We start from the raw sequence: 24,091 nt of genomic DNA on the forward strand, positions 1-24,091 counted from the left end.
GGCCGCGTATGCAAGGAGCCCCGCCACACGTATGTCCGTCCCTCTCGCAGACCGCGTCCTCCAGCTCGCCTACGACCCAGGAATCTCGCCGAAGGGCGGCGGCCTGCCCGGTTTGAGCGTGCTGAAGAACGTCGTCAGCAGCATCAACATGTTCGGGATCATCGCCGTCGTCGGCGCCCTCGCCGTCTCCCTCGGAGTGTGGGCCTGGGGCCACCACACCGGTGGCCACCAGGCCGAGGCCAACGGAAAGAAGGGCACGACCGTCTCCGCGGGCGCCGCGCTCGGTCTGGGAGCCGCGAACGGAATCGTCGCGTTCTTCTCGAACCTGGGCTCACAGGTGCACTGATGCGCAAACGATCCCCCGCCCTGTCCCTGTCCTCCTACGGCACGGGCTGGTCGGCCAACCGGCGCATCGCGATCGTCGCCGCGGTCGTGGCCGTGCTGCTGGTCATCGCCGGGATCGCCGCCGTAGTGACCGGCAGCGGAAACGGCCAAAGGGCTCCGGACACCGCCGCGCCCGCCCCGGCCGGCAGCCCGTCCGCCTCCGAGGCCGCCCCCGAGCCCTCCTCCGGCCCTGGGTCGGTGCCCACGCCTCCGCAGATCTCCGAGCCGGTCGCCTACGCCAGGGCAGCCGCCCAGATGCTGTGGTCCTACGACACCCGCGACACCAGCCGCGACCAGCAACTCGCCGGCATGCGTGCCTGGATGACCAAGGAGTCCACGTACGCCGACTGGGCGTCCGTCTCCGGCCACGTTCCCGACCCGCTGCTGTGGTCGCGGATGGCCGACCAGAAGCAGCACGCCCGTGCCACCGTCGCCGAAGCCCACTATCCCGCTGCCTTCCAGCAGGCCCTGGCGGAGAACCCCTCGGAGATCACCAAGGCGTACATCTACGCCGTCACCGTCACGGGCAAGCAGAGCATCGCCTGGCAGAAAGGCGGGGGCGGAGCCGAGGAACGGGCCGTGACCCTGGCCATGCAGTGCCGGCCCTCGTCCAACTGCTCGCTCGTCGCCATCGCCCCGCGCGTCGCGCCCTGACCGAAAGGAGCTGCTCATGGGGTTCTGTGAACTCCCCCTGGCGGACAAGGTCTGCGCGGTCGGCCAGGCCGTGGACTTCGCCTCCGACCCGGGCAAGGCGATCGGCGACTGGATGGCCAAGAGCGCCGGTGAACTGGCCGCTGCCGCGGCCGACCTTGCCGCCAGGACCGTCGATGTCACCACCCGCGTCGACCTCAACGCGGGCTGGTTCCGCGACAACTACGAGATGATCCTGCCCATCGGTCTGGTCGTGCTCGTGTCCACCTTCTGCGCCCAGCTCGTCCGCGCCGCGATCCGGCGTGACGGCCAGGCCCTCACCCAGGCGTTCACCGGCACCGCCTCCGGGGTGATCTTCGCGTTCGCCGCGATCTCCCTGACCACCGTCGCGATCGAAGTGGTCGACGCCCTGTCCGCCGGCCTCTTCCAGGCCGCGAACACGGACATCGCCTCAGCGGTGCGCCGCATGGTCAAGGTCAACCAGATCCCGGGACTGGCCGGACTGGGCTGGCTCGTCGCCGTCTTCACCGCCCTGGCCGCCGCCGTCGGTGCCCTGCTGTACTGGTGCGTGATGATGGTGCGCAAGGTCGGCATCCTCGTCATGGTGACCCTGGCTGTCTTCGCCGGTGCCGGAGGCGGCTGGGAGGCAGCACGCCGCTGGCGCCGGGGCTGGATCGAGGCCACCGCGACCCTCGTCGTCTCCAAGCTGCTGATGACGGTCGTCTTCGTGCTCGGGATCGCCGCGATGGGCAAATCCGAGGCCAAGGACGGGCTCTCCGCGCTCGCCGATGTGATGGCGGGCATCGTCATCATGATCTTGGTTCTGTTGTGTCCGTACGCGACCTTCAAGTTCGTCCACTGGGCAGCAGACGGCTCCGACGGCGAGTCCCTCCACCGCGCCGGTGGTGCCGGAGCCCAGCTCGCCAAGGCGCACGCCGAAAACGGCGCCCGCAAGGCCGCGGCAGCAGCGGCCACCGCAGGGACCGGCGGTGCGGCAGCAGGCGCAGGCGCCGCACTGCAGGGCCCCGACGCCGCGGGCGGAGGGGGCTTCCCCGGCGACATCGCCGCCAACCCGACCGGCGGAGACGCAGAGGGCAAGGACGGTTCACAGGGCGGCGGAACAGGCGTCTCACCCGGTGGCAATGCCATCAAGTCCGGTCTGGACAAGGCCGTCCAGCCCGCACCGACCAGCGTGTCCGACGACACCAGCGGACAGGTGGGCGGCAGCCCGGGACCGGGCGGACCCGGGGCGAACACCGCCTCCGGCCAGGGCAACAGGTGGCGATCCAGCCCGCCGACCACGACCCCGCCGCCGCAGGGCGCTCCGCCGTCCTCCGGCTCACACAACGCCGCGAAGAGCGAAACGGCGGGACCGCCGCCGCCTCCGACCGGTCTCTGATTCCCTGCCCGTCTACCGGGGGCGGGACGTGCCCTGCACTTCCCGCCCCCGGGTTCCACCCGCCTCCCCAGGACCCGTCCTTTGACTGATCTCTCCCTCGCCCCGGTCACGGTGAAGTTCCCTCACCGGTCACGCCGCGGCATCCTCCTCGGCCTCTCCCTGCCCCAACTCATCCTCGCCTCCAGCACGTTGGCGCTGCTGCTGATGACGCTGATCTCCACCGGGCTGCTCGGCGCCGTGGCACTGGCCCCGCTGTGGGCGGCATCCGGTGCCCTCATCGCCATCCGCCGGCACGGCCGCTCCCTGATCGACTGGGCACCAGTCGTCGCCCGCTACGCACACCGCCGCCGTACCGGCCAGACGCTCTGGCTCGCCCGGCCTGTCACGCGGCCCCGGCAGGAGGGAGTCCTCCACCTGCCCGGCAGCGCCGCCTCGCTGAAGGTCGTCACCCCCGGCGACTCGGCCACCGGCGCTGCCGCCGTGCACGACCCTCATCAGCAGACCCTCACGGCCGTCGCCCGGGTCAGCAGCCGCGCCTTCGCCCTTCTCGACCCCGCCTCACAGAACCACAACGTCACCAGCTGGGGCCGCGCGCTCGCGGGCATCGCCCGCACCGGGCACATCGCCACCGTGCAGGTGCTGGAACGCACCGTCCCCGACAGCGGCGACACCCTCACCCGCCACTGGACCCAGCACGGGCAGCCCGAAACACCGGTCGCCGGACAGATCTACTCCGAACTGGTCACCTCGGCCGGCCCCGCCGCCGCACCCCACGAGACCTACCTCGCCATCTCCCTCGACCTCAAGGCCGCCCGACGCCTCATCCGCCAGGCCGGCGGAGGGCTGCCGGGAGCCTTCACCGTCATGGAACAGACCACCGCCTCCATCGCGCAGGCCGCCCGCAACGCTGGGCTGATGGTCACCGGGTGGCTGACCTCGCGGGAGATCGCCGCCGTCATCCGCACCGCCTACGACCCCAACGCGCTCGCCGCACTCCAGCAGTGGTCCGACACCGGCAGCGCCGAGGCCGATCCCGCAGCCGCCGGGCCCGTCGTCCAGATCGAGGAGTACAACCGCCTCGCCACCGACAGCGCGCGGCACGCGACGTACTGGGTGGAAAACTGGCCGCGCACCGAAACGAACGCCGGGTTCCTTCACGGGATCATGTTCACCGCCGGCGTCCGGCGCAGCCTCTCCCTCATCTACGTGCCGCAGGGGCTCGAGTCCGCTCTGCGGGACGTACAGCGTCGGAAAGCCGCCATCATCGCCGACGCCAACGAGCGCGCCCGCCGCGGGCAGGTCGATTCCGAAGAGGATTCCGTCGAGTACACCGACGTCAAGACCCGTGAACGCCAGCTCATCGCCGGCCACGCGGACGTGGCCCTGACCGGACTGGTCACCGTCACGGCCGCCACCGACGCCCTCCTCGACGCCGCCTGCGCACAGATCGAGACCCACGCCGTCACCTCCGGCGTCGATCTGCGCAGGCTCAACTACCAGCAGCCCGATGCCTTCGCCCTCGGCGCGCTCCCCCTCGCCCGGACCGCTCTGTGAGCTGGCCCCATCCCACCGGCCGGCCCCCTGGCCCGCCGTTCTTCGCTCATCCGCGTCGGACCACCCGCCGCCAGCCCTGCCGCCCGGCAGGAAGGACCGCCACCCTTGACCTCACGCACACCCGCGGGCGACGCGCACCCCTACCTGCGCGCCGCGAGCGCCGGAGTCCGCCACCACACCCGCGCCCTCGCTCCGCCGGACGCCGCCCCGCCCCCGCCGGCGGACCGGCAGCACCTCGACGTGCTCCACGCCCACCTCACCGCCCTGCTCCACCTCCTGGACCGGCTCGCCGAGACCACCCGTCCTCCCCATCCCGCTGCCAGCCGCCTCCTGGCCGCCGCGCACACTCGCCTCTGGCAGGCCACCAACGAAGTCCACAGCGCGTTCCACCTGCTGCCCACCGACACCGCGGCGGACGCCGAGGCACGCACATGCCGACCCGAACGGCTGCCCGAAGGGCCGCCTGTTCTGACGATCTGCCAGCGCCACCTCGCCGCCGGGCACAGCATCCGCCGCAAGACCACCCCCACCGACCTCCGCCCGCACACCACGGCCTGCGCGCGATGAGCACCACCCGCAGAATCGAGGGCCCCCGATGAGCCACCGGCCCGCCCGTCGCGCCCGCCGCGCTTCCGCCTCCCCCTTGTTCACCGCCCACGGCACCGACCGCGCCAGCCGCAAGGCCGCCCGCCGACAACTCGCCGAAGCCACCGCCAAAGCACGCGCCGAAACCAGCACCCACCCCGCCCAGGCCACAACCGCCGAGCACGAGACACCCGCCCCGCTCTACCCGACGAGCGGCAGACCCGGGCCCGCCTCCGCCCGCGGGACCCGGCTCAAACTCCCCGCCCACCGCATGACGACAGCCGTAGCCGCCGGCGCGTACCCGTTCCTGGCCGAAGGCGGCCTCGGCGCCGAGGGCATCTACATCGGCCGCGACGTCCACGCCGAAGCGAGCTTCGTCTTCGACCCGTTCGCGCTGTACGGCAAGGTCGAGGGGTTCACCAACCCGAACCTGCTGCTCGCCGGCGTGATCGGTCAGGGCAAGAGCGCTCTGGCCAAGTCCTTCGCGCTACGGTCGGTCGCCTTCGGCTACCGCGTCTACGTACCGTGCGACCCGAAGGGCGAATGGACACCGGTGGCGCAGGCTCTCGGCGGCCGGTCCGTCGCTCTCGGGCCCGGACTGCCCGGACGGTTGAACCCCCTGGACGCGGCCCCGCGCCCACAGAGCGTGTCCGAAGCCGACTGGGCCGGCGAGATCCGCAAGCGGCGCCTGCTCTTGCTGGGCTCCCTGGCCCGGACCGTCCTGGGCCGGGACCTGAAGCCCATGGAACACACCGCCCTGGACATCGCTCTCGACTCGGTCGTCACCCGCGCCGCCGCCACCGGCCGTACTCCTCTTCTCGGCGACGTCGCCAGCGCCCTCAACAACCCTGGCGCGCTCGACGAAGCTGCCGGGATGATGTCGGGCCGGCTCGGCGACGCCGCCCGCGACCTCGCCCACGCCATGCGCCGATTGGTCCACGGTGACCTGGCCGGCATGTTCGACGCCCCCTCCACCGTCGCCTTCGACCCGAGCGCGCCGATGCTCACCATCGATCTATCCCGGCTCGGCGGCTCCGGCGACGACACGGCCCTCGTCCTGGCGATGACCTGCGCGAGCGCCTGGATGGAATCCGCCCTCTCCAACCCCGGAGGCGGCCGGCGCTGGATCGTCTACGACGAGGCGTGGCGCCTGATGCGCCACGTCGGCCTCCTCCAGCGGATGCAGGCCCAGTGGAAGCTCTCCCGTGGCCTGGGCATCGCCAACCTCATGGTCATCCACCGGCTGTCCGACCTGCTCACCGCCGGCGACGCCGGATCACAGGGCCGCGCCCTGGCCGAGGGCCTCCTCGCCGACTGCAGCACCCGGATCATCTACCGCCAGGAGACCGACCAACTCCACGCCGCAGCCTCCCTGCTCGGCCTGACCTCCGTCGAGATGGACGCCATCGCCCACCTCAACCGAGGGCGCGGCCTATGGAAAGTCGCCGGACGATCTTTCATCGTCCAGCACCTCCTGCACAGCCACGAACTGGCGCTCTTCGACACCGACGCACGCATGCACTGAAACAGCAAGAGGCCCGTGAAACCCGACTCTCAACGCGACCTGATACCACGCGACGACGCCCTCCACCTTATCGGCGCACTCAACGCGATGAGGGACAAACTACACAACGCCGCCCAGCAGTGGGAGCTTCTCGACGAGAACGGACGCGTTCCGACCGCGCCCTCCTACACCGCACTGCTCCAGCACGCCGCCGGCGCACAGGACCTCTCCCGCCACGTGGTCCGGATGGCTGCTGACTTCGCCCGGAGCCCGCACCGCATCACCCGCACCGGCAGCACCCTCCTACAGCATCTCGCCACGGCGGCGACCATGTCGAGCCACGCAGCACCACACTTCGCCGAGACCGCAGAGCGCGCCCTGTCCCTGGCACGGTCCGCCAACCCGACCGACCGGCACTACCTCAGCGACCGCATGGTTATCGATCACGCCTCAGCGCGCGCCTTCCTTCAGCGCACCTCGGAATCCCTGCGCGACGCGGCCAAGGAACTCGACGAACACCTCGGTTTCCAACGCTTCCTCTCGACGCTCACTCGTCGGGAAAGCCCGTTGTCCCTGCCTCCGCCCAGACCAGGCGGTCGCCACCGCTAGCCGCACCGGGTCCCGAACCGTTCGTGACGCGCTCGTACAGCGTGCGAGACAGCTGCGCAGTGGCTGGACCTGTTCCGTTTCGGACACGAAGACCGTTCCGAAACGGAACATCCCGCGCGTTCCGAACCGGAACGAAACAGGCAGCGCAATCCGGCAGCCGAGCGTCCGCACGACCCGCCGCCCAAACGCGACGTCGCCACGCCAACGAGCCGCCGCCCCACTCATTTCAGCGACGCCGACTGGGCCGAGTACCAGCAGTGCCAAGCCGAACACGACGACCTCTTGGCGCAGGTCGCCAACCGTGAAGCCCAGCAGGAACACGACCTGATCGCCGCCTACGACGACTACGACATCGACTTCAGTCTGGTTCCGAAGCAGGAGGACGACCCCGCTCGCCGAACGCCTCCGCCACATCGGACACCCGTGTCCCGCAGGAGAAGCCGTTGACGCTGACGAGGCGAACGCTACAGACGCCCGCACGGCTGCTCTCGCGCCGCTTCCCGACCACCGCAACGTGAACACGCCGTGGTGGCAGGAGCTGTGGCGTCGCCACGCGCACATCACCACGCCGCTGCGAGCGCGCGGACTGCAGTGCGACATCGAGTTCGGCCTCAGCGCCTACATCGTGCGCGTCTCGCTCCCCGACGACAGCTATCTGATCATCAGTCCGCCGCAGGAACCGCCCTCGGAGCGCACGCCCGGAGACCCCAAGGGCTGGATCGCGACCCGCGAGCACCCTGACGACCAGACGCGGTTCGAGGTCCTCTACGACTCGGCCCCCTCCGACGACCTCGATGCTCGCCAGCGGCCCGAAGCCCGCCACGGCGGCAGCGCCCAACCCCTGATCGAGGCGATCGACCGCCGCCTCGCCCAGCTCGGACTGCTACCCCACGCCTCCCTGCCCCACGAGAGCCATCACGTGAAACCAACCCAACCAACACCCCCTGCCCGGGACGTCCCGGGCACATCAAACCGTGGCTCCGACTACGTCTACGGCGACGCGCTGCGCGCGCTGACCGATCGGCTCAACGGAGCCGAGTCGCACGCGGATGCCGCTGACCTGCTGCATCAGATCCTGGAGCCCACCGACGGCCTGCTGGCGCAGCTCGGCGAGTTCTTCGAAGCAGCCGGCGAGAAGGCCAAGGAAGCCGAGGAGGACGACGGCTTCGACCTGTCCTACGACCTAGCCGAAGCCGCCGCCGAGATCCGCAACCTCGGAGAGGTCCTGCACGTGGCTGAGGACCGGATGCGGGCGCTGACCCCGCAGGAGCCAGCACCCCGAAGGCCGGCATCGCCGACGCGCCAACCGGCCCTTCCCCCGCCTGTCCACCCGCCGGGCACGCCGCGGCACATGCGCTGACACCGCGCTTCCTCTCCCCGCTTCCCCTCCCCTACCTCAACCTTGGAGCCTTCCATGCGCATCCCCCGACGCACCCGGCCGCTGCTGGCCGGCACCGCCTGCCTCGTCTTGGCCCTGACCGGCTGTGCCACCGACCACGCCACCTCCTCCGACACCAGGCAGTCCCCCAGCGCCAGCACCGCGCCGAGGCCCGCGCCCGCCCTCACCGCCGCCCAGGCCCGCGACGTCATCGCCCGCTACTCGAAGATCAACAACAAGGCCAACGCCACCCGGAACCGGCCCCTGCTCGACACGGTCGAGGACCGTCCGCTGTACGCGATGTCCGTCTCGGACTACACCGAGACCGAAGGGCTCCCCGCAGCGGACCGCAAGCCGTACAAGCCGTGGTCCTACGACTCGGCCAACGCCAAGCTGTACATCCCGCGCCTGGCCGTCGGGCAGGACCGCTGGTTCGCCGCCGCGCTCTCGTCGCAGAAGGGCAAGGCCCCCTCGCGGCTGGCCGTGTTCGCCGAACGCCCCCAGCCCAAGCGCTGGGAGATGGTCTCCGTCATCGACCTGGACAGCCGGAAACTGCCAGACATCGCCCGCGACCGGGACGGATACGCGACGGCCGTCGCCGCCGACGGCAACAAGCACCTCGCGGCCGACGCCGCCCTGCTGCGCACAGGCGTGCTCGACAACTTCTCCACCGGAGGTGTGAAGACCGGGACGAAGGTCTTCGCGCCGACCAAGGCGAGCAAGGAGCAGATAGAGGTCCACAACGAAACGGGCACCCGCTACGGGGACCAGGGCACGACCGTCTTCGCCGGCGCCGACAACCGCTACACCGACGCCTACGCCCTCAAGACCACCGACAGCGGCGCGCTGATCCTCTTCTCCCACACGCACACCCAGACCGACGCCGTCGCGCACTCCGGCCTGCAGATCAACCCCGGCAAGGACGACCGGGCCTGGCTCCACGACGTGCCCCGCACCTCCATCCGCTACACGTTCGTGTGCAACGACGCCGCCACTGTCCCCGCGAGGAGCAAACCGTCCCGGCTGATCGGCTACAACTGCGCCCGCACCGACGCCTCCGGCCCTCCGGTCGCCATCCGCATCTGATGCCGAAGCTGCCGTCGTCACACCCACGCGACTGGGCCCGGACCGGATCGCCTACCTGCTGGAGCGGGCAACTTCCCGAGCTCGGGATTTCGTTGCCGGGCCCGCCTGTGCGCGTTCGGTGGCGCCGGCACAGTAGCGGACGGGCAGAGCCGGTCGCCGTCTGTCGCTGTCTCCTTCGACCTCGTCGTGGATTACTGGGTCGCGGCGTCCTCGGCTCCTTGGGCCTGGTCCGGTGCCGTCTGATCGGCCGGAGGGAGTCCGGCACGAGCGCGCACAGCGTCGTTTCGCGCGTGGATCAGAAGTGCGACGGCTCGGATGACGGCAGCTGCACTCATGCCCACGGCGGAAACCAACGCACCGATGGCCGTGACGACCTGGGCGGTCTCTGACGGGCTGAAGGCGTCTTGCGTAGGGCGGCCGACCACCGGTTGTCCGGTGAGGTACGCAACGACGTACCCGAGCAGGGCGGCCTGGGCCAAGGTCTGCACGCGGTGCCACGGTGTGGTCGTGAGAGGGCGCCGAGTGCTCCACAGCATGTACCCGAGGATCCCGAGCGCCGCCGTGCACACACCTCCGGCGACGGCAGTGGCCAGTGAAGCTTGGCCAGAGCCGACAAGCCGGTTCCCGATCAGCAGGCCGCCCGAGGCCGCCGCCGCGGCCCAGATCCATCGGCACTGCCGCCATCGGTGGTGAACCCGGCGCCGAACACGTCCGGCCTCCAGATAATCGCATTCCTCTGCACTCAGTTCGCTGCCACGCTCACTCAGCCAGCCCAGAGCCGCCTCCAGCGTCTCGGGCTCCGGCAGGAGGCCGGGTGCGCGACCGTAGCTCTTCCAGCGCTCCATGTCGTGCCGTAGGGACTCCCGCCAGGTGAGAAATTCACGGTTCTCCGCCACCCACCTGGCCAGCCTAGGGCAGTCGGTGATCAACGATGCATGAGCGAGTTCCACGGTCGCAGTGCCCTCGGCGTCGCAGCCGATGACCAGCAGTCTCGCGTCCACGAGCCGCTGGGCGACGTGCCGCTCTTCCTCCCCCAGTTCGGAGCACAGCGCCGTGCGGGGCATCGCAGTGCCGGTGCCCCACGGGATCCGGACCAGCCTGGTGAACAGCCGTCGGGTTTCCTCCATATCGCCCGACCGCGCGAAACGTGCCAAGATCTGCTCAGCGTATGTACTCAACGCTCCTGTAACGCCGCCGAGTTGGTCGTACGCCTGGTGCGTCAGCAATCCATTCCGCTGCCGACGCCACAGCTGCTCAAGGAGGAGGCCGAGTGACGGCAACCTGCCCGGCTCCGCTCCCACGTGGCCAAGGATGCGCTGCGAGAGACCGGGTTCGTAGCGGAGTCCAGGAACGGAGTCGTTGGGAGCGTCCACGACTTGACGGAGCTGGTCGGCGTCCATCTGCCCGAGCTGATACACCTGCTGCCGGGTGAGGACGTGTCCGAGACGCGGATGGGCCAAGACTGCCTGGACGGCGTCGCTGCGCAAGGTGGTGAGCACGCGTACCGTCTCAGGGAGACTGTCGGCGAACAGGACGTGGGCCGGCTCGTCGGTTTCTGTGCCGGATCTTCTGAGCGCGAGCAGCTTGTCCAACTGGTCGATCACGATGAGAAGGCGCCCACTGCCGGTGCGCGTCAGGAGGTCGGTCACCACCGGGGCCAGACCCTGACCGGCCAGGACTGCGGCCAACTCGGCAGTGCGGCGGATCCGGTCCGTCTCGGGCAGGTCGGGCGCAACCAGCGGCAGCAGCGCTGCGGCGAGCGCGATCAGCGGCTGGCTTGAGGCGGGATCCAGTACGGCCACCGCAGTGCCGGTCTCCCGCAACCGCGGGACCACTCCCGCCAGGACCAGTGAAGTCTTGCCTGAACCGGACGGGCCGACGACAGCGGTCCACTGATGGTGGGCCACCATACTCACGAGCGCCGAGCACTCGGCCCTTCGGCCGTGGAAGACCGTCGCGTCGGCCTCCGTAAACGGCGACAGCCCCCGGAATGGGAATACGTTGGGCAGCAGCCGCAACAGTTCGGGGAGTCGAGCAAGTAGATCAAGCGTGGTGACCAGGAGGATCTGGGGACCGCCGGGGCCATTGATTACTTCGGCCATGCCGATCACGGCCCCCAGCTCTGTGTCCCAGACCGGGCTGCCGTTGAACCCAGCATCCACGGGCGCTGTGTCCGGTGCGTCCAGCAACAGGTGTGCCGGCCCCAGCGCGGTAGCGCGGTCCAGGCGCCCGGCGAACCAGCAACCGCCCGGGACATGGCGTGGAAAGCCTGGCACTCGAAGTGCGTGGCCCGATGGCCAGCCGGCGTCGGCCATCCCCAGCGGACGCCCATCCGGCAAGGCCGCCTGCAACCGGAGAAGCGCGATGCCGCCCACCTCATAGGCGCGCTCCGGTACCCGATACTCGACCACATTCGCCCGAACCTCGGTCACCGTGCCTGTCGCGGTGAAGGGCACATCGACGCTCACTCTGCTGCCCGCCACCGACTCGTTTCCCAAGGGCAGGCCAAGGGCGCTCCCGACTGCTGCAGCGCTCGTCAGCACTATGTCGGGGGCAATGAGAAGACCGGCACCGGCCGGGGATCCGTCGGGACGCCGGAGGCGCACCACCGCTGAGTCAAGTGCTTCCAGCCCTCGCGCCTCGGGCACTGTCCCGAACTCCTCCCGTGTCACACCGCCTCCACACAGCACCGTCACCAGATCAACCCTGTCCGGGTCATTCATAGTTGGGCGCCGTACGCCATGCAGGACATTTCCCTGCCATACACCCAGACGGACTGGCTGGCACGAACGTGTCTTGTGTTCCTGACTGAGCAACGTCACCGCACGGGCGGAGGAGTCGGTGGCAGCCTCCCGAGAGCAGGTGCATGGAAATCTAAAACCCCGATCGCCAAGGAGTGAGACTACGGGCCGCTACTCGCAGTGACTACCAAGGTGCCCAGGCAAGGAAGTTCTACCGGGCCCGTTCGCGGCCACCGCCGCGGTCGCCGTGCCCGGCGCCATCCTGACCGTCGTGGTCACCTGCACCTACGTGAGCACAAACGCCCTTACCCCGGCGGGCCGGACCAGCGAGGCGTACGCGTGCCTGATTCCCTCGATCGGCGTCGGACAGTCCGCCGGTACCGCCCTGGCCGGACACCTCGCCGAGCAGCCGCTCGCCATCGCCGCGCTCCCCGCCGCCGGCGCGGCCTTCGTTCTCGCCGTCCTGCTCGCCGCGCACCGACAGCTCCGCCCCGCGGTGGAGCTGCCCCGCGGCCGGCACCGCCGCCCACTCCGAGGCCGGCACAAGACGCCCTGCTCAGGGCGCAACCCCACCACTTTCGAACGCCTTTGAGGAGACCGATATATGGCCGTGCGTACGCACTGGACCGTGGAGCACGCATGCTCCCACCGTGTGGATCATGACCTGTCCAACCGTCCTGCCGACAAGCGGGCGGGCTTTGCCCGCTGGCTCGCGTCGAAGGACTGCACCGACTGCTGGAAGGCGGCACGCGACACCGACACGGAGTCGAAGGAGGAGTGGCTGGCGGCGAGGCGCGCCGCCGAGCAGGAGGCTGCCGTCGCGTGGGCCGAGCAGTTCGACATGCCGCAGCTGGAGGGCCCGGAGAAGGCCCGGGACTGGGGCGAGCGCTCCCGCCATCAGCTGATGACGTCCGCGCACACCGCGCTGGTCATAGAGGGCAGTTGGGACGAGGCGGACTGGGCCGAGCTGGAGGAGAAGGCCCGCTGCCTCACCCGTGCCGGATGGTGGATCGACCAGCGCGACGCCGAAGGCATTGACCTGCTCGAACTCCTCGACGCAGCCGCCGAGGCGGACCGCGGGACGGAGAACCCGTTCCGCTGACAGAGACGGAACATAGCCGGGAAACGCCGGTTAGCCAAACCGGCGTTCCTCAGGACTATTGATGCTCCCACCCCGCTAGCAACTGCGTGGAAGGAACTCATGTCCCATCCCCCATCCACCTCGGCGTTCGCACCGACGCCCGACCCTCTCACCCCCGACCGGGACATCACCCACGCGCACTTCCAGGCCGGTGACACCGTCGTCGTCCTGAAGGGGATGGCCGGCGGGGAACTGTGGGGCGCCGCGATGCGCGTCGTGGCCCCGTCCTGGCACACCCCGACCGACGAGGACGGATGGCGGCTGCGGGATTCGACCGGCGGCGCCCAGTCCTACGTCACCGCCCACCCCCGCTACCTCGTTCACCTCTCGCGCCGCTGCCCGGACTGCCTGATCCACCTGCGGGCCATGGAGAACGCCCTCCTACCGAAGTACGCCGGCCGCGACGAGCTGATCGACTGCGGCTGGTACACCACCACCGCCCTGGGCCAGCTCGTGCACATCGCCGACGTCCGGGGCGGCCGGTGATCCCCCGCCTGTACGAGCGGACACACACACCGCACGACCCGCTCGAAGAAGCGCTCGGCCGGCCGGTCTCACCCCACGAGGGCCTGACGCTGTACACGGTGGTCGCCCACAGGCCGGGCCTGGATCGCTTCGCCCTGGACGAGGAGCAGAAGACCTGGACGTCCCTCCAGTGGGCCAAGCACCTGGAAGACCCCTACGCGGAGCGTCCGTTCGCTACCGGCCCGGACGGTGACCGGCGGGCGATCCTCCACCTCGACATCCGCCTTCACCCGGACGACCGGGTCCTGACCGGACCGGAGTGGGCCGAGGTCGCTCACCGGCTCGCGCGGGCCGCGGGCATTGAGGTTCCCGGCAAGGAGCATGGCTGCCGTTGGATCGCCGTTCAAGCCCAGCACGGTCGCCTCGATCTGATCGCCAACCTGATCCACTCCGACGGCGCGTGGCACGCCCCGCCCACCGACATACTGCGGCGCCTCTCGGACGAGGCGCGCCGTAGGACCTCCACCTGGTCCCCGTACGCTCCGGACCCGCTCCGCGGCATGCCATCCGCACGGCACCGACGGCATCGGCCCAGCTCGCGAGCGTCCTCACTCAGCTCGCCGACGAGCAGGCCGGGCCCGCTGGCCACGGTCCGCGGGCTCGTGGAGCACACGGCGCACCGGATCGCCCGCCAGCCGGGAGCAGTCGGCAACGACACGGCGCACCGTCTGGAGCTGATCGCCCGCCGCCTGCACACCATCCAGCAGGACCTGGACACCACCGCAGCCCGCCTACTCCAGCCCCCTGCCGCCGCCGTACCGCCCGCCGTCCGGCACACGGCCCACCGATCGCCGTAGGAGAAACGTCTCTTTGCCCCGTTCCGACCGCGTCCTGGACATCCGCCGCGACCCGCACTCCGACGAACTCCTCGCCCGCGGCGGCGACTCCGAGGCACACAGCATCCTCCAGCGCACCGGGTTCGTCGACGTCGTCCGCGTCCACGAGACCTACCACCGCGCCCCCACCGGCCTGACCGTGGACGACGAAAGCCGCCTCGCCACCGACGCCGTCGCCCGCCTCCGGGTCGCCGGATATCACGTCGACTGCGACACGGACTTCGACACCGACGCGCGTCCCGCCAGTTACCTGCCGCTGGGCGCCTCTGTCACTCACCTCGCCGAGCGGATCCGCGAGGCCACCACCACGGACGAGGCCGCCGACGCGCTGACCGAGCTGACCGCCGCCCACGACGGCGTCCTCGCCGCGCTGGACGAAGCGGCTCCGCCACCTCGCCGACGAGCATCTCCGCGTCATCCACGGCGACCTCTCCTACCTCCGCAACCAGCTCGCCGACCGGCACGCCCCACACCCCGGCCGCAGCACCTGCACCGGGGAAGTCCCCGCCACCGAACACGAGCGCTCCGCCGTGTGCGCCTGCCCGCCCCCGCCGCGCAAGCTCCCGGCCCCGCCACGCCCGGTGGCCGCCGGACTGCGGCGCTGATTCCCACCTCGCTCAAGGACACCATGCACGACCACGAAAACTCCGAGCGCCTCGCCTCGTACGCCGACGTCCTCGCCGGCGAACTCCCCGGCACCTGGACCAGCTCCCACCTGCCGCCAGACGCCAAGGACGACCTGATCGAACTCGCCGAGCGCATCTGGGACCTGGACCTGATCGCCGCGTCCCTCGCCGAGCATCCGCTGAAGCAGGCCGCCGTCCTCACCCGCACCGACGGCGCGCAACTCGTCCTCCTCGACCGCCATGACGGCCGTGAGGGCTTCCTCATCGCCGCCGTCGCCCCCAGTGAACTGCCCGACGAGGCATACCGAGGCGTGAACGAGCCGAACGGCATCGCCCTGGCGGACGACCCCTTCACCGGCGCCGAGCTGGTCGCCGGCGACCTGCTCGCCCGCTACGACGCCGCGCTCGCGCAGGCCCGCCTGAACGCGACCGAAGAGGTGCTGCCCTCGCAGGCGGACCGCCTGGTGCTGACCTGGCAGCCGGACGGCAGCGTCGCCACCGCGCCCGTCGACGACCGTGCCGGTGCGATCCTCGTCGCCAACGGCTTCGTCCAGGACCCGCAGAGCGGCGTCTACCGCCTCAACGGGGATGACACCCAGGCGCAGGCCCGTGCCCTGCGCGAGCTCGGCCCGCAGCTGGAAGCGATCGGTATCGGGACCGGCCTGCAGCATCCCGCAAGCCGGACCGCTCCCACCTCCGTCCCGGCTTCCGCTCCGCCGGTTCCAGCGGGCACCCGCACACCGGCAGCCCGAGGGCGATGAAGCAGACGGAGCCCGACTTCTGGGTGCTGGAGTACGTCACCATCACCAAGGACCCCCGCACCGACCTGGTCGTCGCCATCGGCGGCACCGAGCAAGCAGCGGACATCCTCCAGCAAGCCGGCGGCTTCCTGACCGCACCCGGACCCCGCGGGGACTACCACCGGCTACCCCACGGCCTGCCCCTCGAGCAGCAGCGCCGGAAGGCAACCGCCGCCTCATACGCCCTCCTCGCCACCGGCCACAGCGTCCACCTCGACCCCGCCCTGAACACGCTGGCCACACCGGACGCAGAACGCGACGCGACCCTGCACTACCTGGCCCGGCTCGCTGAGCGGGCCTCTGACGCCGAGACCAGCAGTGAGGTGGCCGAGGTCCTGACCGAGATCGCCGCCCCGGTCCACGGGCTCCTGCCCCTGACCAGGGAGGTGGTCGTCCGGGCCTGGATCGCCGCCGGCGGCCTCCAAGGCGCCGCCCCCGGCGAGGAACCCGAACCCCCCACCCAGCTCGGCGACACCGCCAACTCGCTCTCCCGCACCGCGTACCTCATTCTCCTCGCCCGCAACCACGCCGCACACGCTGCGCACCGGCATGAGGCCGCCCTGGTTCCCCCAGGCCCTGCGCTGCCTCCGGCCACCCCGGCGGCCCGCCGCCGCTGAACCGAAACGAGGTCCATGGCCAACCTGGCCGACGAATACGGCACCGATGTCGAGATCTACATCAAGCCCCTGACCACCACCATCCACGCCGACACCGCCTCCGGCTCCCCCGCCGCACTCCACGACCTGCTCGACCAGCTCGGTCTGAAACGCCACGAATACCCGGCCGACGCGCCCCTGTATATCTGGCACACCGTGCCCGAACGCCTGGACGCAGATCAGCAGAAGCGTCTGGCCAGCAGGGCGATCCCCGCTCTGCTGATGGCCGGATACGAGGTCGACTGCACCTCCGAGGTCTTCGACAACAGCGCCTACCAGCAGGCCGTGCACGAGATCCGCTCCCGTACATCCCGCCCCGCCCCAGAGCAGGCCCCCGCTGCCCCGGCCGTACAGCCCGCACCATCCCGGCGCGCCCCGTAAGCGCCTTGGCGGCCCCGGCAGCGTGCCGGGGCCGCCCACCTTCCCGACCGAGTCCCGGAGAAACCCGTAGCAACCCGCACACCCCCACCGATCAGCAACCGGCTCAAGCCCCGACTCGCGACCGCCCTGATCCGCCGCTATCTGCGCGCCTGCATCCCCACCGGCCCCGACCGAGCCTCCCCGCTGGCCGGCGCCCGCCCGGAGGCCGTCCTCGCCGAGGCACAGCGCGTCGGGCAGCGCCACCACCACTGACCGTCCACCGACCCGGAGGAACATGACCCACCCCGCCCCCGATCCGGTGAGACTGGCCGGCGAGATCACCCGCCAGCTCGGCCAGCTCGCCGACCACCTCTCCCAACTGCCCCCTCGCGAGGCCACCCAGGTCATCGCCCGCATCCTCGACCCGGACAACGGAGTCCTCGGCGGCATCACCCACCTCGTCGCCACCGGCAGCGTGTTCGCCAAGGACCAGGCAGAGCGAGGCGCACTCCCCGCGGAGGTGTGGCTCGCTCTGGGCCGTGCCGCGAACGAACTGCACGACATCACCCTCGACCTGGACGAACACAAAGACACCCTGCAGCGCATCGGCGCCCATCCCGCTACTACGGCGGCGAAGCCCCCGGCACCCGCTCCGCTCGTCGTCCGGCGGCGCCGGTGAAGAAGAAGCAGTGGCAGGGCTGGGGGCCCGGCGAGCAGGCTGAGCAGCACTACCTCGTACAGCCGCGCGCCCTCGCCGGCGGCGGCGATGTCCGGCACGTCTCGGAGTTCCTGCGCGCCTCCGGCTGGCGGGACAAGTCCAAAAAGGGCGGCCCGCTCACGATGGAGAGCCCGGACCGCGCCGTCCGGGTCGCCTACGACCCCTACGTCCTGCCCGGCGGGTGGACTATTCACGGAACCGCGGACGGCCCCGGCGACGCGTGGTCGGCGCACCTGGGCCAGCAGGCGCCGGTGGAGATCGTCGCCGGCCTCACCGACGCTCTCACCCGTCCCCAGTCCGCTCATGCCCCCAACGTCTGGGGGCCCTTGGAGGAGCAGAACTGGCCGACCCGTTTCGAGGGCGGGCACTACATGGCGACCAGCCCCGACGGGACCGTGTGGATGCAGTACCGCCAAGGCGCGGACGGCGAGGCGATGTGGTGGACCGGAGGGAAGGACAGCCAGGGCTACGGCTGGGCGGCGAGCTTTACGCCGAATACGCCGATGTACCTGGTGCAAGCCTTCTCCGCCGAACTCGCCAGCCCCGAGCCCGTGATGCGCCCGCGCGGACGCGTGCCGCAGAGCCCGGAGATCCGCACCTGGTCAGTCTCCGTCAGACCGTCCCAGCTCAGTGCCTGGCAGCAAGCCCGGATCACGGCCGCCCGCGCAGCCACCTGGGCACGCACCAGCGCCCGACGTACCCGGCCGCGCACCACAGCCCGGCCTCACACCCCGGCCGTCAGCGCCCGCACCCGCCGCTGATCCGACGCCCACCGTCTAGAGGAGCCCGATGCCCGCACTCACCCCGAACGCCATCCACGCCTTGACCGAAACGCTGGCGGACCTCACCGACTACCTGCGCGAGAACCCCGACCCCGCGGAAGCCCTCGCCCTCGTCGAGCCCCTCCTCGACGAGTACACGGGCCTGCCCGTCCAGCTCGCCGACACCCTGCGCGCCCTCGCCCGCGCCGTACAGACCCACCCGGACACCCCGCGCACCGCAGAACTCGGCCTTCTGGTCACGGAACTGCGCATTGCCGCATCGGAGCAGGCAGACCAGCACACCCTCCACTACGTGCTCGACCAACTGCGCGCCCTGCACGGCAGTTCGCCGGCGAGCGAGCAGGAGGGCTGAGGGTGCCGCTGAGCCAACGGCAACTCGCCGCGTTCGCCGACAAGCACGCCGGACGCATCCCACACGACACCAACCCTCGCCACCTCGCAGGTTTCGGCGACGCCCGCCACGTCACCCACGGCCTAGCCGCCGCCGGCTGGTCCGCGGTCTCCGACCCGCTGAGCGCCGAGATCGTCCTGCGCAGCCCCGACCTGCGCCACCGGCTCCAGTTCGACCCGCAGTCCACCACCTCCGCATGGTGGCGGCTTAAGGCCGAGCCCACCGACACCGAGCCCGGCTGGTACGCCGAGTTCGGCGAACACGTCCCCGCCGAAGTCCTCGCCGCTCTCACCGACGCGCTCATCGCTCCGCCGCCCACCGGCCCGACGAGTCCCCTGCCCGTGCTGGAAGCCGCGGGATGGCTCATCGACGGCCGCGGCATCGCCTACAGCGCCCCGCCGGGATGCAAGGTGTTGCGCCTGCCCGAGAACAGCGCGGGCACGGTGCCCTGGCGCGAACAGGCGCACGTCACGTGGCACATCGACGTCCGCGACCGCTACGACGACGCCAGCCGTGGCACCCACCTGTGGCACGCCGCCTTCAACCGCCACACCCCCGAGCACCTCGTGACCGCCTTCGTCGCCGCGCTCGCACATCCCGCGCCCCTGCAGCGCGGCACGTTCGACCACACCGCTATCCACCACGTCGTGCAGAACCCCAGCTCGCTCACCGCGCAGCAGACCGTCGACGCGCACACCACCCGAATCAAGGCACTCCGCGCGCAGGCACGCTCCGCACGCCGGCAGCAGACGAAACCCACGATGCCCCCGGCACACGCCGACACCGCCCAGCCGACCTCCCGCCGCTGAACCGACAGGACCCCCCGCCCATCTCTAACGATCACCGCGCACACCGGGCTTTCCTCCGCCACCTCGACCGCTACGTGCGGGACAGCGAGAAGATCCTCGACGCCTGGGACGTCTACTCCGACGAGCACACCGACCTCGACGGCTGGCCCTACGACGACCACGCCTACGGCATGCGCAAGAGCCAGCGCGACGCCGACACCGCCGAAGGCTTCGAGCCGCTCCGCTACGGCGCCCGGCACCTACTGGCGACCGCCGAGACACAACTGGCCCAGCTGCCCAAGAACACGGTGCAGAGCCGCTGGGTCTACCAGCTGGGCGTCCTGCGCTATGCCCTGGACCGGCTCGACGCACTGCACGAGCAGTGGCTCATCACCCGCGACGCCCTCCCCGCCACCGCCAAGCCCGGAACCCCAGCCTTCGACGACGCCCTCGCCGGACATCACGGCGAATCCTGGAGCTACCTCGACGACTGGGCCACCCACGGCAAGGCACTCCGCGAGATCAACACCGCCGCCCGCAAAGCCCCTTCGCCACTGCTCCCCGGCCGCCACGCCCGGCCGCCGAACCACGGCACGGAAGTGACCATGCCCCCGACCCCCGAGACCGTCGAGTCGACTTCGTCATCCCGCGCCACCTCGCCGACGGCGGTGACCCCGCCTGGATCACCGTCCCGGCACGGCCACAGCCACTGACCCTCCCCGCCCGGAGTACGTAGCCCTTGCCACCTTCATCCTCCAGCAGCAACACCGACGGATACGACCTCGTCCTGCGCCTCCTTCTCGGCGTGCTCGCCGTCGCCGTCCCCCTGTCCCACCTGGCCTGGCTGTCCGGCAACATCACCGCCTATCTCACCGGCACCAGCTGGGCCCGGTACCAGCCGACCAAGGTTCTGCTCCATCCCGAGCAGGTCTGGCCCGCCGCAGGCGAAACGTCCCTGCTGATCGGCGTCCGCATAGTCCCCGTTCTCCTGCTCATGGCCCTCGGGGCGGGGGCGGGCGTCCTGTGGGCCCTGCACAAGAACAGAGGCGGCGGCCGTAAGAAGATCACCGGCATGGCCAAGGCCCGGGACATCGAGCCCCTCATGGCCAAGGCGATCACCGACAAGGCCCGCTCGCTGCGGCCAAGCCTCAAGGGCACCAAGCACATCGACGCCAAGGACACCGGGATCCTCCTCGGCAACCTCCAGGGGACCCGCCACGAGGTGCGGATGGGGTACGAGGACGTCGCCGTCGCGATCATGGCCCCGCGATCAGGCAAGACCACGAGCCTCGCGATCCCGTCCATCCTCAACGCGCCCGGACCCGTCCTCCTCACGTCGAACAAGGCGGCCGGAGACGCCTACACGGCGACGCTCGACGCCCGGTCGGAGGTGGGGCGGGTGTGGTCGATGGACCCGCAGCAGATCGCCCACGCTGAGCGCGCGATGTGGTGGAACCCTCTTGCCAGCGCAACCACCCTGGACGGGGCGAACCGGCTCGCCGGCCACTTCCTCGCCGCCTCGGTGGACGCCTCCCAGCAGGGCGACTTCTGGTCGAAGGCCGGCAGCAACATCCTCTCCCAGCTCCTGCTGGCCGCCGCGCTCGACAAGCGTCCGATCACCGACATCATGCAGTGGCTGGCCTTCCCCGCCGACCGGACCCCGCTCGATGTCCTGCGTGATCACGGTTTCGCCGCCGTGGCCGCTCAGCTCAAGGGCACCGTGGAGGGGCCGCCCGAGACTCGGGACGGCATCTTTGAGACAGCCCGGCAGTACGCCGCCGCGCTCCTGAACGCGGAGATCGCCGCGTGGGTAACCCCGCAGAAGGACGTCCCGCAATTCCGGCCGGAGCAGTTCGTGACGTCCACCGACACGCTGTTCCTGCTCAGCAAGGATGGCGGAGGCGGCGCCTCGGCACTGATCGCCGCGTGCGCGGACTCGGTGATGCGGGCCGCGACCGCGCAGGCCGAACGAGCAGGCGGACGCCTGGACCCGCCCATGCTGGCGATCCTCGACGAGGCCGCCAACGTGTGCAAGATCAGCGATCTGCCGGACCTGTACTCCCACCTCGGCAGCCGCGGGATCATCCCGATCACCATCCTGCAGTCCTACCGCCAGGGCCAGAAAGTCTGGGGAGACGCAGGCATGGACGCCCTGTGGTCCGCCTCGACCGTGAAGGTCATCGGCTCCGGCATCGACGACCCCGACTTCGCCGACAAGCTCTCCCGCCTGATCGGCGACCACGACGTGGAGACCACCTCCACCTCGCACTCCGAGTCCGGGAAGTCGACCTCGGTCAGCATGCGGCAGGAGCGAATCCTGCCCGCCGACGCGATCCGGGCCCTGCCCAAGGGCACCGCGCTCTGCTTCGCCACCGGCATGCGCGCCGCGATGCTCAACCTACGCCCCTGGTATCTCGAGCCCGGGGCCGACGAACTCTCCGCCGCCTCCGCCCGCGCCTCCAAGAGCATCACCGCCCGCGCCGTCGCCAAGGCCGCACCCCAGCGGACCGACTTCACGAAGACCGCCTGACCGCGCCCGCCCGAGCGGCTCCGAATCTCCCGGGCAACGCGATCCACATATCCAACTGCCCCGCATTTCGCTGGCAGTTGTTCAGCAGAGAGATACCCCCGCAGAATCACATGGCTTTTACCGACCATCCTGACGTCTTCGTCGGCTCGACCGACGACGCCTGGACCTTCGTCATCCTCAACGGCCGTATCCCCGGCGCCGCCCGCATGCTGACCGGGGCGGGCTTCACCGCCCGCCAGCACCTGGGCCGCACTATCTACGTCCTGCCACCCGAGACCGCTGAGGACGCGCACGAGCGTGCCGGTGTCGCCGTCTACGGGCTGATGGGCCCACACGATGAACCTCGTCGACCTCGCCTGGACTACCCACCACCACGGGCCCCAACGGGCCGAACCCGACGTGTCCATCCGCTTCGCCGACGGCACCGTCACCGCGACCGCGGCCACGGAACAAGCCGCCCGTGTCCTCGCGCAGGGTGGCTTCACGTCGGCGGGATCCGAGGCACAGTACGCGCTGCGGCCCGGGCAGGGTGAAGACGACGCGCTCGGCGCTGTCGTCCGCGCCGAGTCCCACCTCTTCGCCAGCGGCATGAGTGTGCGCGTCGACCTCGGCATCGCGACCTTGCGGGACATCCCGCCGGCCCCCTCCCACGCCCAGGTCGCTGCCGCGAAACCGTCCACCCCGCCGGCCAAGCGGCGCAGCCGCTGAACCTCGTCCGCCTCCCCAGGAGTAGCACTCTGCGTCAGATCGACATGACCGCCGAAGTGGGCCGTCTGCGCCACCTCGGCAGCGACTTCGAAGTCCTTCTCGGCGAGATCCGCTCGCTCACTCTGGCACCGGGCACAGACGCCCGGCAGCAGCTCACACGGAGGGTCGTCGCCACCCACGACCCTGTCCAACGCGCCATGGAACGCCTCGCCGCCCTCGATGGCAGTCAGTACACTGCCGTCCCCGGCAGCCGTCCGACCATGGAAGCGCTCGCCTCCGTCGTCGACGCCGCCAGTGTGGCCGCGTCCGACCTGGCCAGGGCCCTTCTCGCCAACCCGCTCGAGGGCGCCCCGTTTCCCGGCCCGCCCACCGATGAAGCCGCAGTGCGCCGAGCACGCCACGCGCAAGCGGCTCCCGCCATGGCGGAACATCTCGCGGACGCCGCCCACCAGATCGACCTCGCCCACACAGGCTGCTCCTACCTCGCCAACGGCATCACCCGCGACCTGAAGCATCACACCGAACGCAACCGGTCCGCCTCCCCCCTCCTCAGGGCCAGCCACAGCCCTGCCGTCAAAGACGCAGCACACGGCGCGCCCCACCCGATGACCCTTCCCGCGTCTTCCTTCGCCAGCGGGTCAGCGGCACCCGACGAAGCGGCACCGAACCCGCCCAGCGGTTGGCGCTGACCGCCGGAGTCGCGTAAGCCCTCGGGGCGCCGCTGCGACAGCGCGGTCCGGCGCGGTGTCCCGGCAGGCATCGACCAGCCCGGCACGGTTGCCTGCAGCGATCACAGCCCGGAGTTCCCTCCCCCATGCCCAAACCACTCACCACAACACGAGTGTTGCCGGTCCTCGCCACGGACGGCACACCCCTGTCCGTCTACCGCGATCCGCCGGCGCGCCCTCGTCGCAGCAGCGCAACGGTCGTACTGGTGCACGGCGCGTCGGTCACCGCCGACCTGTGGCGCCTGCACACCCGTCACCTGAACGAGCTGGGCCTGGACGTCCTGCGCTACGACCAGCGTGCCCACGGCCACACGCCCCGAGGCACGGCACCACTGACAATCGCGCAGCTCGCCGACGACCTGCACCAGATCCTGACCCACCTCCAGCTCACCGGCCCACTCGTCCTCGCCGGCCACTCCCTGGGCGCCCTCGTCCTCCAGGAACTCGCCGCCGCGCACCCGCAACTCCTCGACCGCGTCCGGGGCATGATGCTGCTGTCGCCCACCGCACGCGGTGCGACCTTGCTGCCCGGCCGCGGCCGCGGGCCCTGCTGCTCGCCGCCGGCCGCAGCCTCACCGCCCTGACCTGCGGCCACGCACCCCAGCTCGTGG

At 70.8% G+C, this 24,091-nt stretch carries 26 protein-coding genes; 25 read left to right on the top strand and 1 reads right to left on the bottom strand.

Annotation, left to right across the window (positions count from 1 at the left end; translation table 11 throughout):
* Positions 1-31 precede the first annotated feature (31 nt).
* From ACFT32_RS03765 to ACFT32_RS03805, 9 genes are all read left to right on the top strand, one after another.
* Entirely contained in the window at positions 32-346 is a 315-nt protein-coding gene (locus ACFT32_RS03765) for a DUF6112 family protein (RefSeq protein WP_382485441.1), read from the top strand.
* On the top strand, positions 346-1,038 hold the full coding sequence (locus tag ACFT32_RS03770; RefSeq protein ID WP_382485444.1) for a hypothetical protein: 693 nt from the start codon (positions 346-348) through the stop codon (positions 1,036-1,038). The genes ACFT32_RS03765 and ACFT32_RS03770 overlap by 1 nt, the downstream gene beginning before the upstream one ends.
* A 16-nt stretch (positions 1,039-1,054) precedes the next feature.
* On the top strand, positions 1,055-2,434 hold the full coding sequence (locus ACFT32_RS03775; protein WP_382485447.1) for an ATP-binding protein: 1,380 nt from the start codon (positions 1,055-1,057) through the stop codon (positions 2,432-2,434).
* A gap of 81 nt (positions 2,435-2,515) precedes the next feature.
* The gene (locus tag ACFT32_RS03780) at positions 2,516-3,988 is read left to right on the top strand and encodes an SCO6880 family protein (RefSeq protein WP_382485449.1); all 1,473 of its coding nucleotides are present in this window, start codon (positions 2,516-2,518) and stop codon (positions 3,986-3,988) included.
* A 105-nt stretch (positions 3,989-4,093) separates the two neighbouring features.
* Entirely contained in the window at positions 4,094-4,555 is a 462-nt protein-coding gene (locus ACFT32_RS03785; protein WP_382485451.1) for a DUF6238 family protein, read from the top strand.
* 28 nt (positions 4,556-4,583) lie between these two features.
* Complete coding sequence (locus ACFT32_RS03790; protein ID WP_382485453.1) at positions 4,584-6,098, top strand: VirB4 family type IV secretion system protein; 1,515 nt, start codon at positions 4,584-4,586, stop codon at positions 6,096-6,098.
* Positions 6,099-6,185: 87 nt separating this feature from the next.
* Entirely contained in the window at positions 6,186-6,686 is a 501-nt protein-coding gene (locus ACFT32_RS03795) for a hypothetical protein (RefSeq protein WP_382485456.1), read from the top strand.
* A gap of 514 nt (positions 6,687-7,200) precedes the next feature.
* A complete protein-coding gene (locus ACFT32_RS03800) occupies positions 7,201-8,046 on the top strand; it encodes a hypothetical protein (RefSeq protein WP_382485459.1) in 846 nt (281 codons plus the stop codon).
* A 54-nt stretch (positions 8,047-8,100) separates the two neighbouring features.
* Positions 8,101-9,150, top strand: a complete 1,050-nt coding sequence (locus tag ACFT32_RS03805) for a hypothetical protein (protein ID WP_382485461.1) — start codon at positions 8,101-8,103, stop codon at positions 9,148-9,150.
* Between the two features lie 191 nt (positions 9,151-9,341).
* Here the strand turns inward: ACFT32_RS03805 and ACFT32_RS03810 are convergent, their stop codons facing one another.
* Positions 9,342-11,618, bottom strand: coding sequence for a hypothetical protein (locus tag ACFT32_RS03810; protein WP_382485463.1), 2,277 nt, complete (start codon positions 11,616-11,618; stop codon positions 9,342-9,344).
* 520 nt (positions 11,619-12,138) lie between these two features.
* Between ACFT32_RS03810 and ACFT32_RS03815 the strand changes: the two genes are divergently transcribed.
* From ACFT32_RS03815 to ACFT32_RS03890, 16 genes are all read left to right on the top strand, one after another.
* Positions 12,139-12,483, top strand: a complete 345-nt coding sequence (locus ACFT32_RS03815; RefSeq protein ID WP_382485466.1) for a hypothetical protein — start codon at positions 12,139-12,141, stop codon at positions 12,481-12,483.
* Between the two features lie 12 nt (positions 12,484-12,495).
* On the top strand, positions 12,496-12,993 hold the full coding sequence (locus ACFT32_RS03820) for a hypothetical protein (RefSeq protein WP_382485467.1): 498 nt from the start codon (positions 12,496-12,498) through the stop codon (positions 12,991-12,993).
* 99 nt (positions 12,994-13,092) lie between these two features.
* Positions 13,093-13,518, top strand: a complete 426-nt coding sequence (locus ACFT32_RS03825; protein ID WP_382485470.1) for a hypothetical protein — start codon at positions 13,093-13,095, stop codon at positions 13,516-13,518.
* A complete protein-coding gene (locus ACFT32_RS03830) occupies positions 13,515-14,354 on the top strand; it encodes a relaxase/mobilization nuclease (protein ID WP_382485472.1) in 840 nt (279 codons plus the stop codon). The genes ACFT32_RS03825 and ACFT32_RS03830 overlap by 4 nt, the downstream gene beginning before the upstream one ends.
* Positions 14,355-15,021: 667 nt before the next feature.
* Positions 15,022-15,780 carry a hypothetical protein gene (locus tag ACFT32_RS03835; protein ID WP_382487022.1) on the top strand — a complete coding sequence of 253 codons (759 nt, stop codon included), beginning with the start codon at positions 15,022-15,024 and terminating at the stop codon, positions 15,778-15,780.
* Positions 15,777-16,436 (top strand): hypothetical protein, encoded by a 660-nt coding sequence (locus tag ACFT32_RS03840; protein ID WP_382485474.1) that lies wholly within the window; start codon positions 15,777-15,779, stop codon positions 16,434-16,436. Before ACFT32_RS03835 ends, ACFT32_RS03840 begins: the two co-directional genes overlap by 4 nt.
* 15 nt (positions 16,437-16,451) lie before the next feature.
* Positions 16,452-16,856 carry a hypothetical protein gene (locus ACFT32_RS03845; RefSeq protein WP_382485477.1) on the top strand — a complete coding sequence of 135 codons (405 nt, stop codon included), beginning with the start codon at positions 16,452-16,454 and terminating at the stop codon, positions 16,854-16,856.
* Positions 16,857-17,130: 274 nt separating this feature from the next.
* Positions 17,131-17,514, top strand: a complete 384-nt coding sequence (locus tag ACFT32_RS03850) for a hypothetical protein (protein ID WP_382485479.1) — start codon at positions 17,131-17,133, stop codon at positions 17,512-17,514.
* Positions 17,511-18,314 carry a DUF317 domain-containing protein gene (locus ACFT32_RS03855; protein WP_382485482.1) on the top strand — a complete coding sequence of 268 codons (804 nt, stop codon included), beginning with the start codon at positions 17,511-17,513 and terminating at the stop codon, positions 18,312-18,314. The genes ACFT32_RS03850 and ACFT32_RS03855 overlap by 4 nt, the downstream gene beginning before the upstream one ends.
* A 28-nt stretch (positions 18,315-18,342) precedes the next feature.
* Complete coding sequence (locus ACFT32_RS03860; RefSeq protein ID WP_382485484.1) at positions 18,343-18,687, top strand: hypothetical protein; 345 nt, start codon at positions 18,343-18,345, stop codon at positions 18,685-18,687.
* Between the two features lie 2 nt (positions 18,688-18,689).
* The gene (locus ACFT32_RS03865; RefSeq protein WP_382485486.1) at positions 18,690-19,535 is read left to right on the top strand and encodes a DUF317 domain-containing protein; all 846 of its coding nucleotides are present in this window, start codon (positions 18,690-18,692) and stop codon (positions 19,533-19,535) included.
* Positions 19,536-19,609: 74 nt separating this feature from the next.
* The gene (locus ACFT32_RS03870; protein WP_382485488.1) at positions 19,610-20,227 is read left to right on the top strand and encodes a hypothetical protein; all 618 of its coding nucleotides are present in this window, start codon (positions 19,610-19,612) and stop codon (positions 20,225-20,227) included.
* A gap of 26 nt (positions 20,228-20,253) precedes the next feature.
* Positions 20,254-22,044, top strand: a complete 1,791-nt coding sequence (locus ACFT32_RS03875; protein ID WP_382485491.1) for a type IV secretory system conjugative DNA transfer family protein — start codon at positions 20,254-20,256, stop codon at positions 22,042-22,044.
* A 336-nt stretch (positions 22,045-22,380) separates the two neighbouring features.
* Complete coding sequence (locus ACFT32_RS03880; RefSeq protein WP_382485493.1) at positions 22,381-22,752, top strand: hypothetical protein; 372 nt, start codon at positions 22,381-22,383, stop codon at positions 22,750-22,752.
* A gap of 44 nt (positions 22,753-22,796) precedes the next feature.
* Positions 22,797-23,441: a hypothetical protein gene (locus ACFT32_RS03885; protein ID WP_382485495.1), complete on the top strand. Its 645-nt coding sequence runs from the start codon at positions 22,797-22,799 to the stop codon at positions 23,439-23,441.
* Between the two features lie 125 nt (positions 23,442-23,566).
* Positions 23,567-24,064, top strand: coding sequence for an alpha/beta hydrolase (locus ACFT32_RS03890; protein WP_382485497.1), 498 nt, complete (start codon positions 23,567-23,569; stop codon positions 24,062-24,064).
* Positions 24,065-24,091: the final 27 nt, after the last annotated feature.

It is taken from the genome of Streptomyces sp. NPDC057002 (genome assembly GCF_042673825.1).
GTDB lineage: Bacteria > Actinomycetota > Actinomycetes > Streptomycetales > Streptomycetaceae > Streptomyces.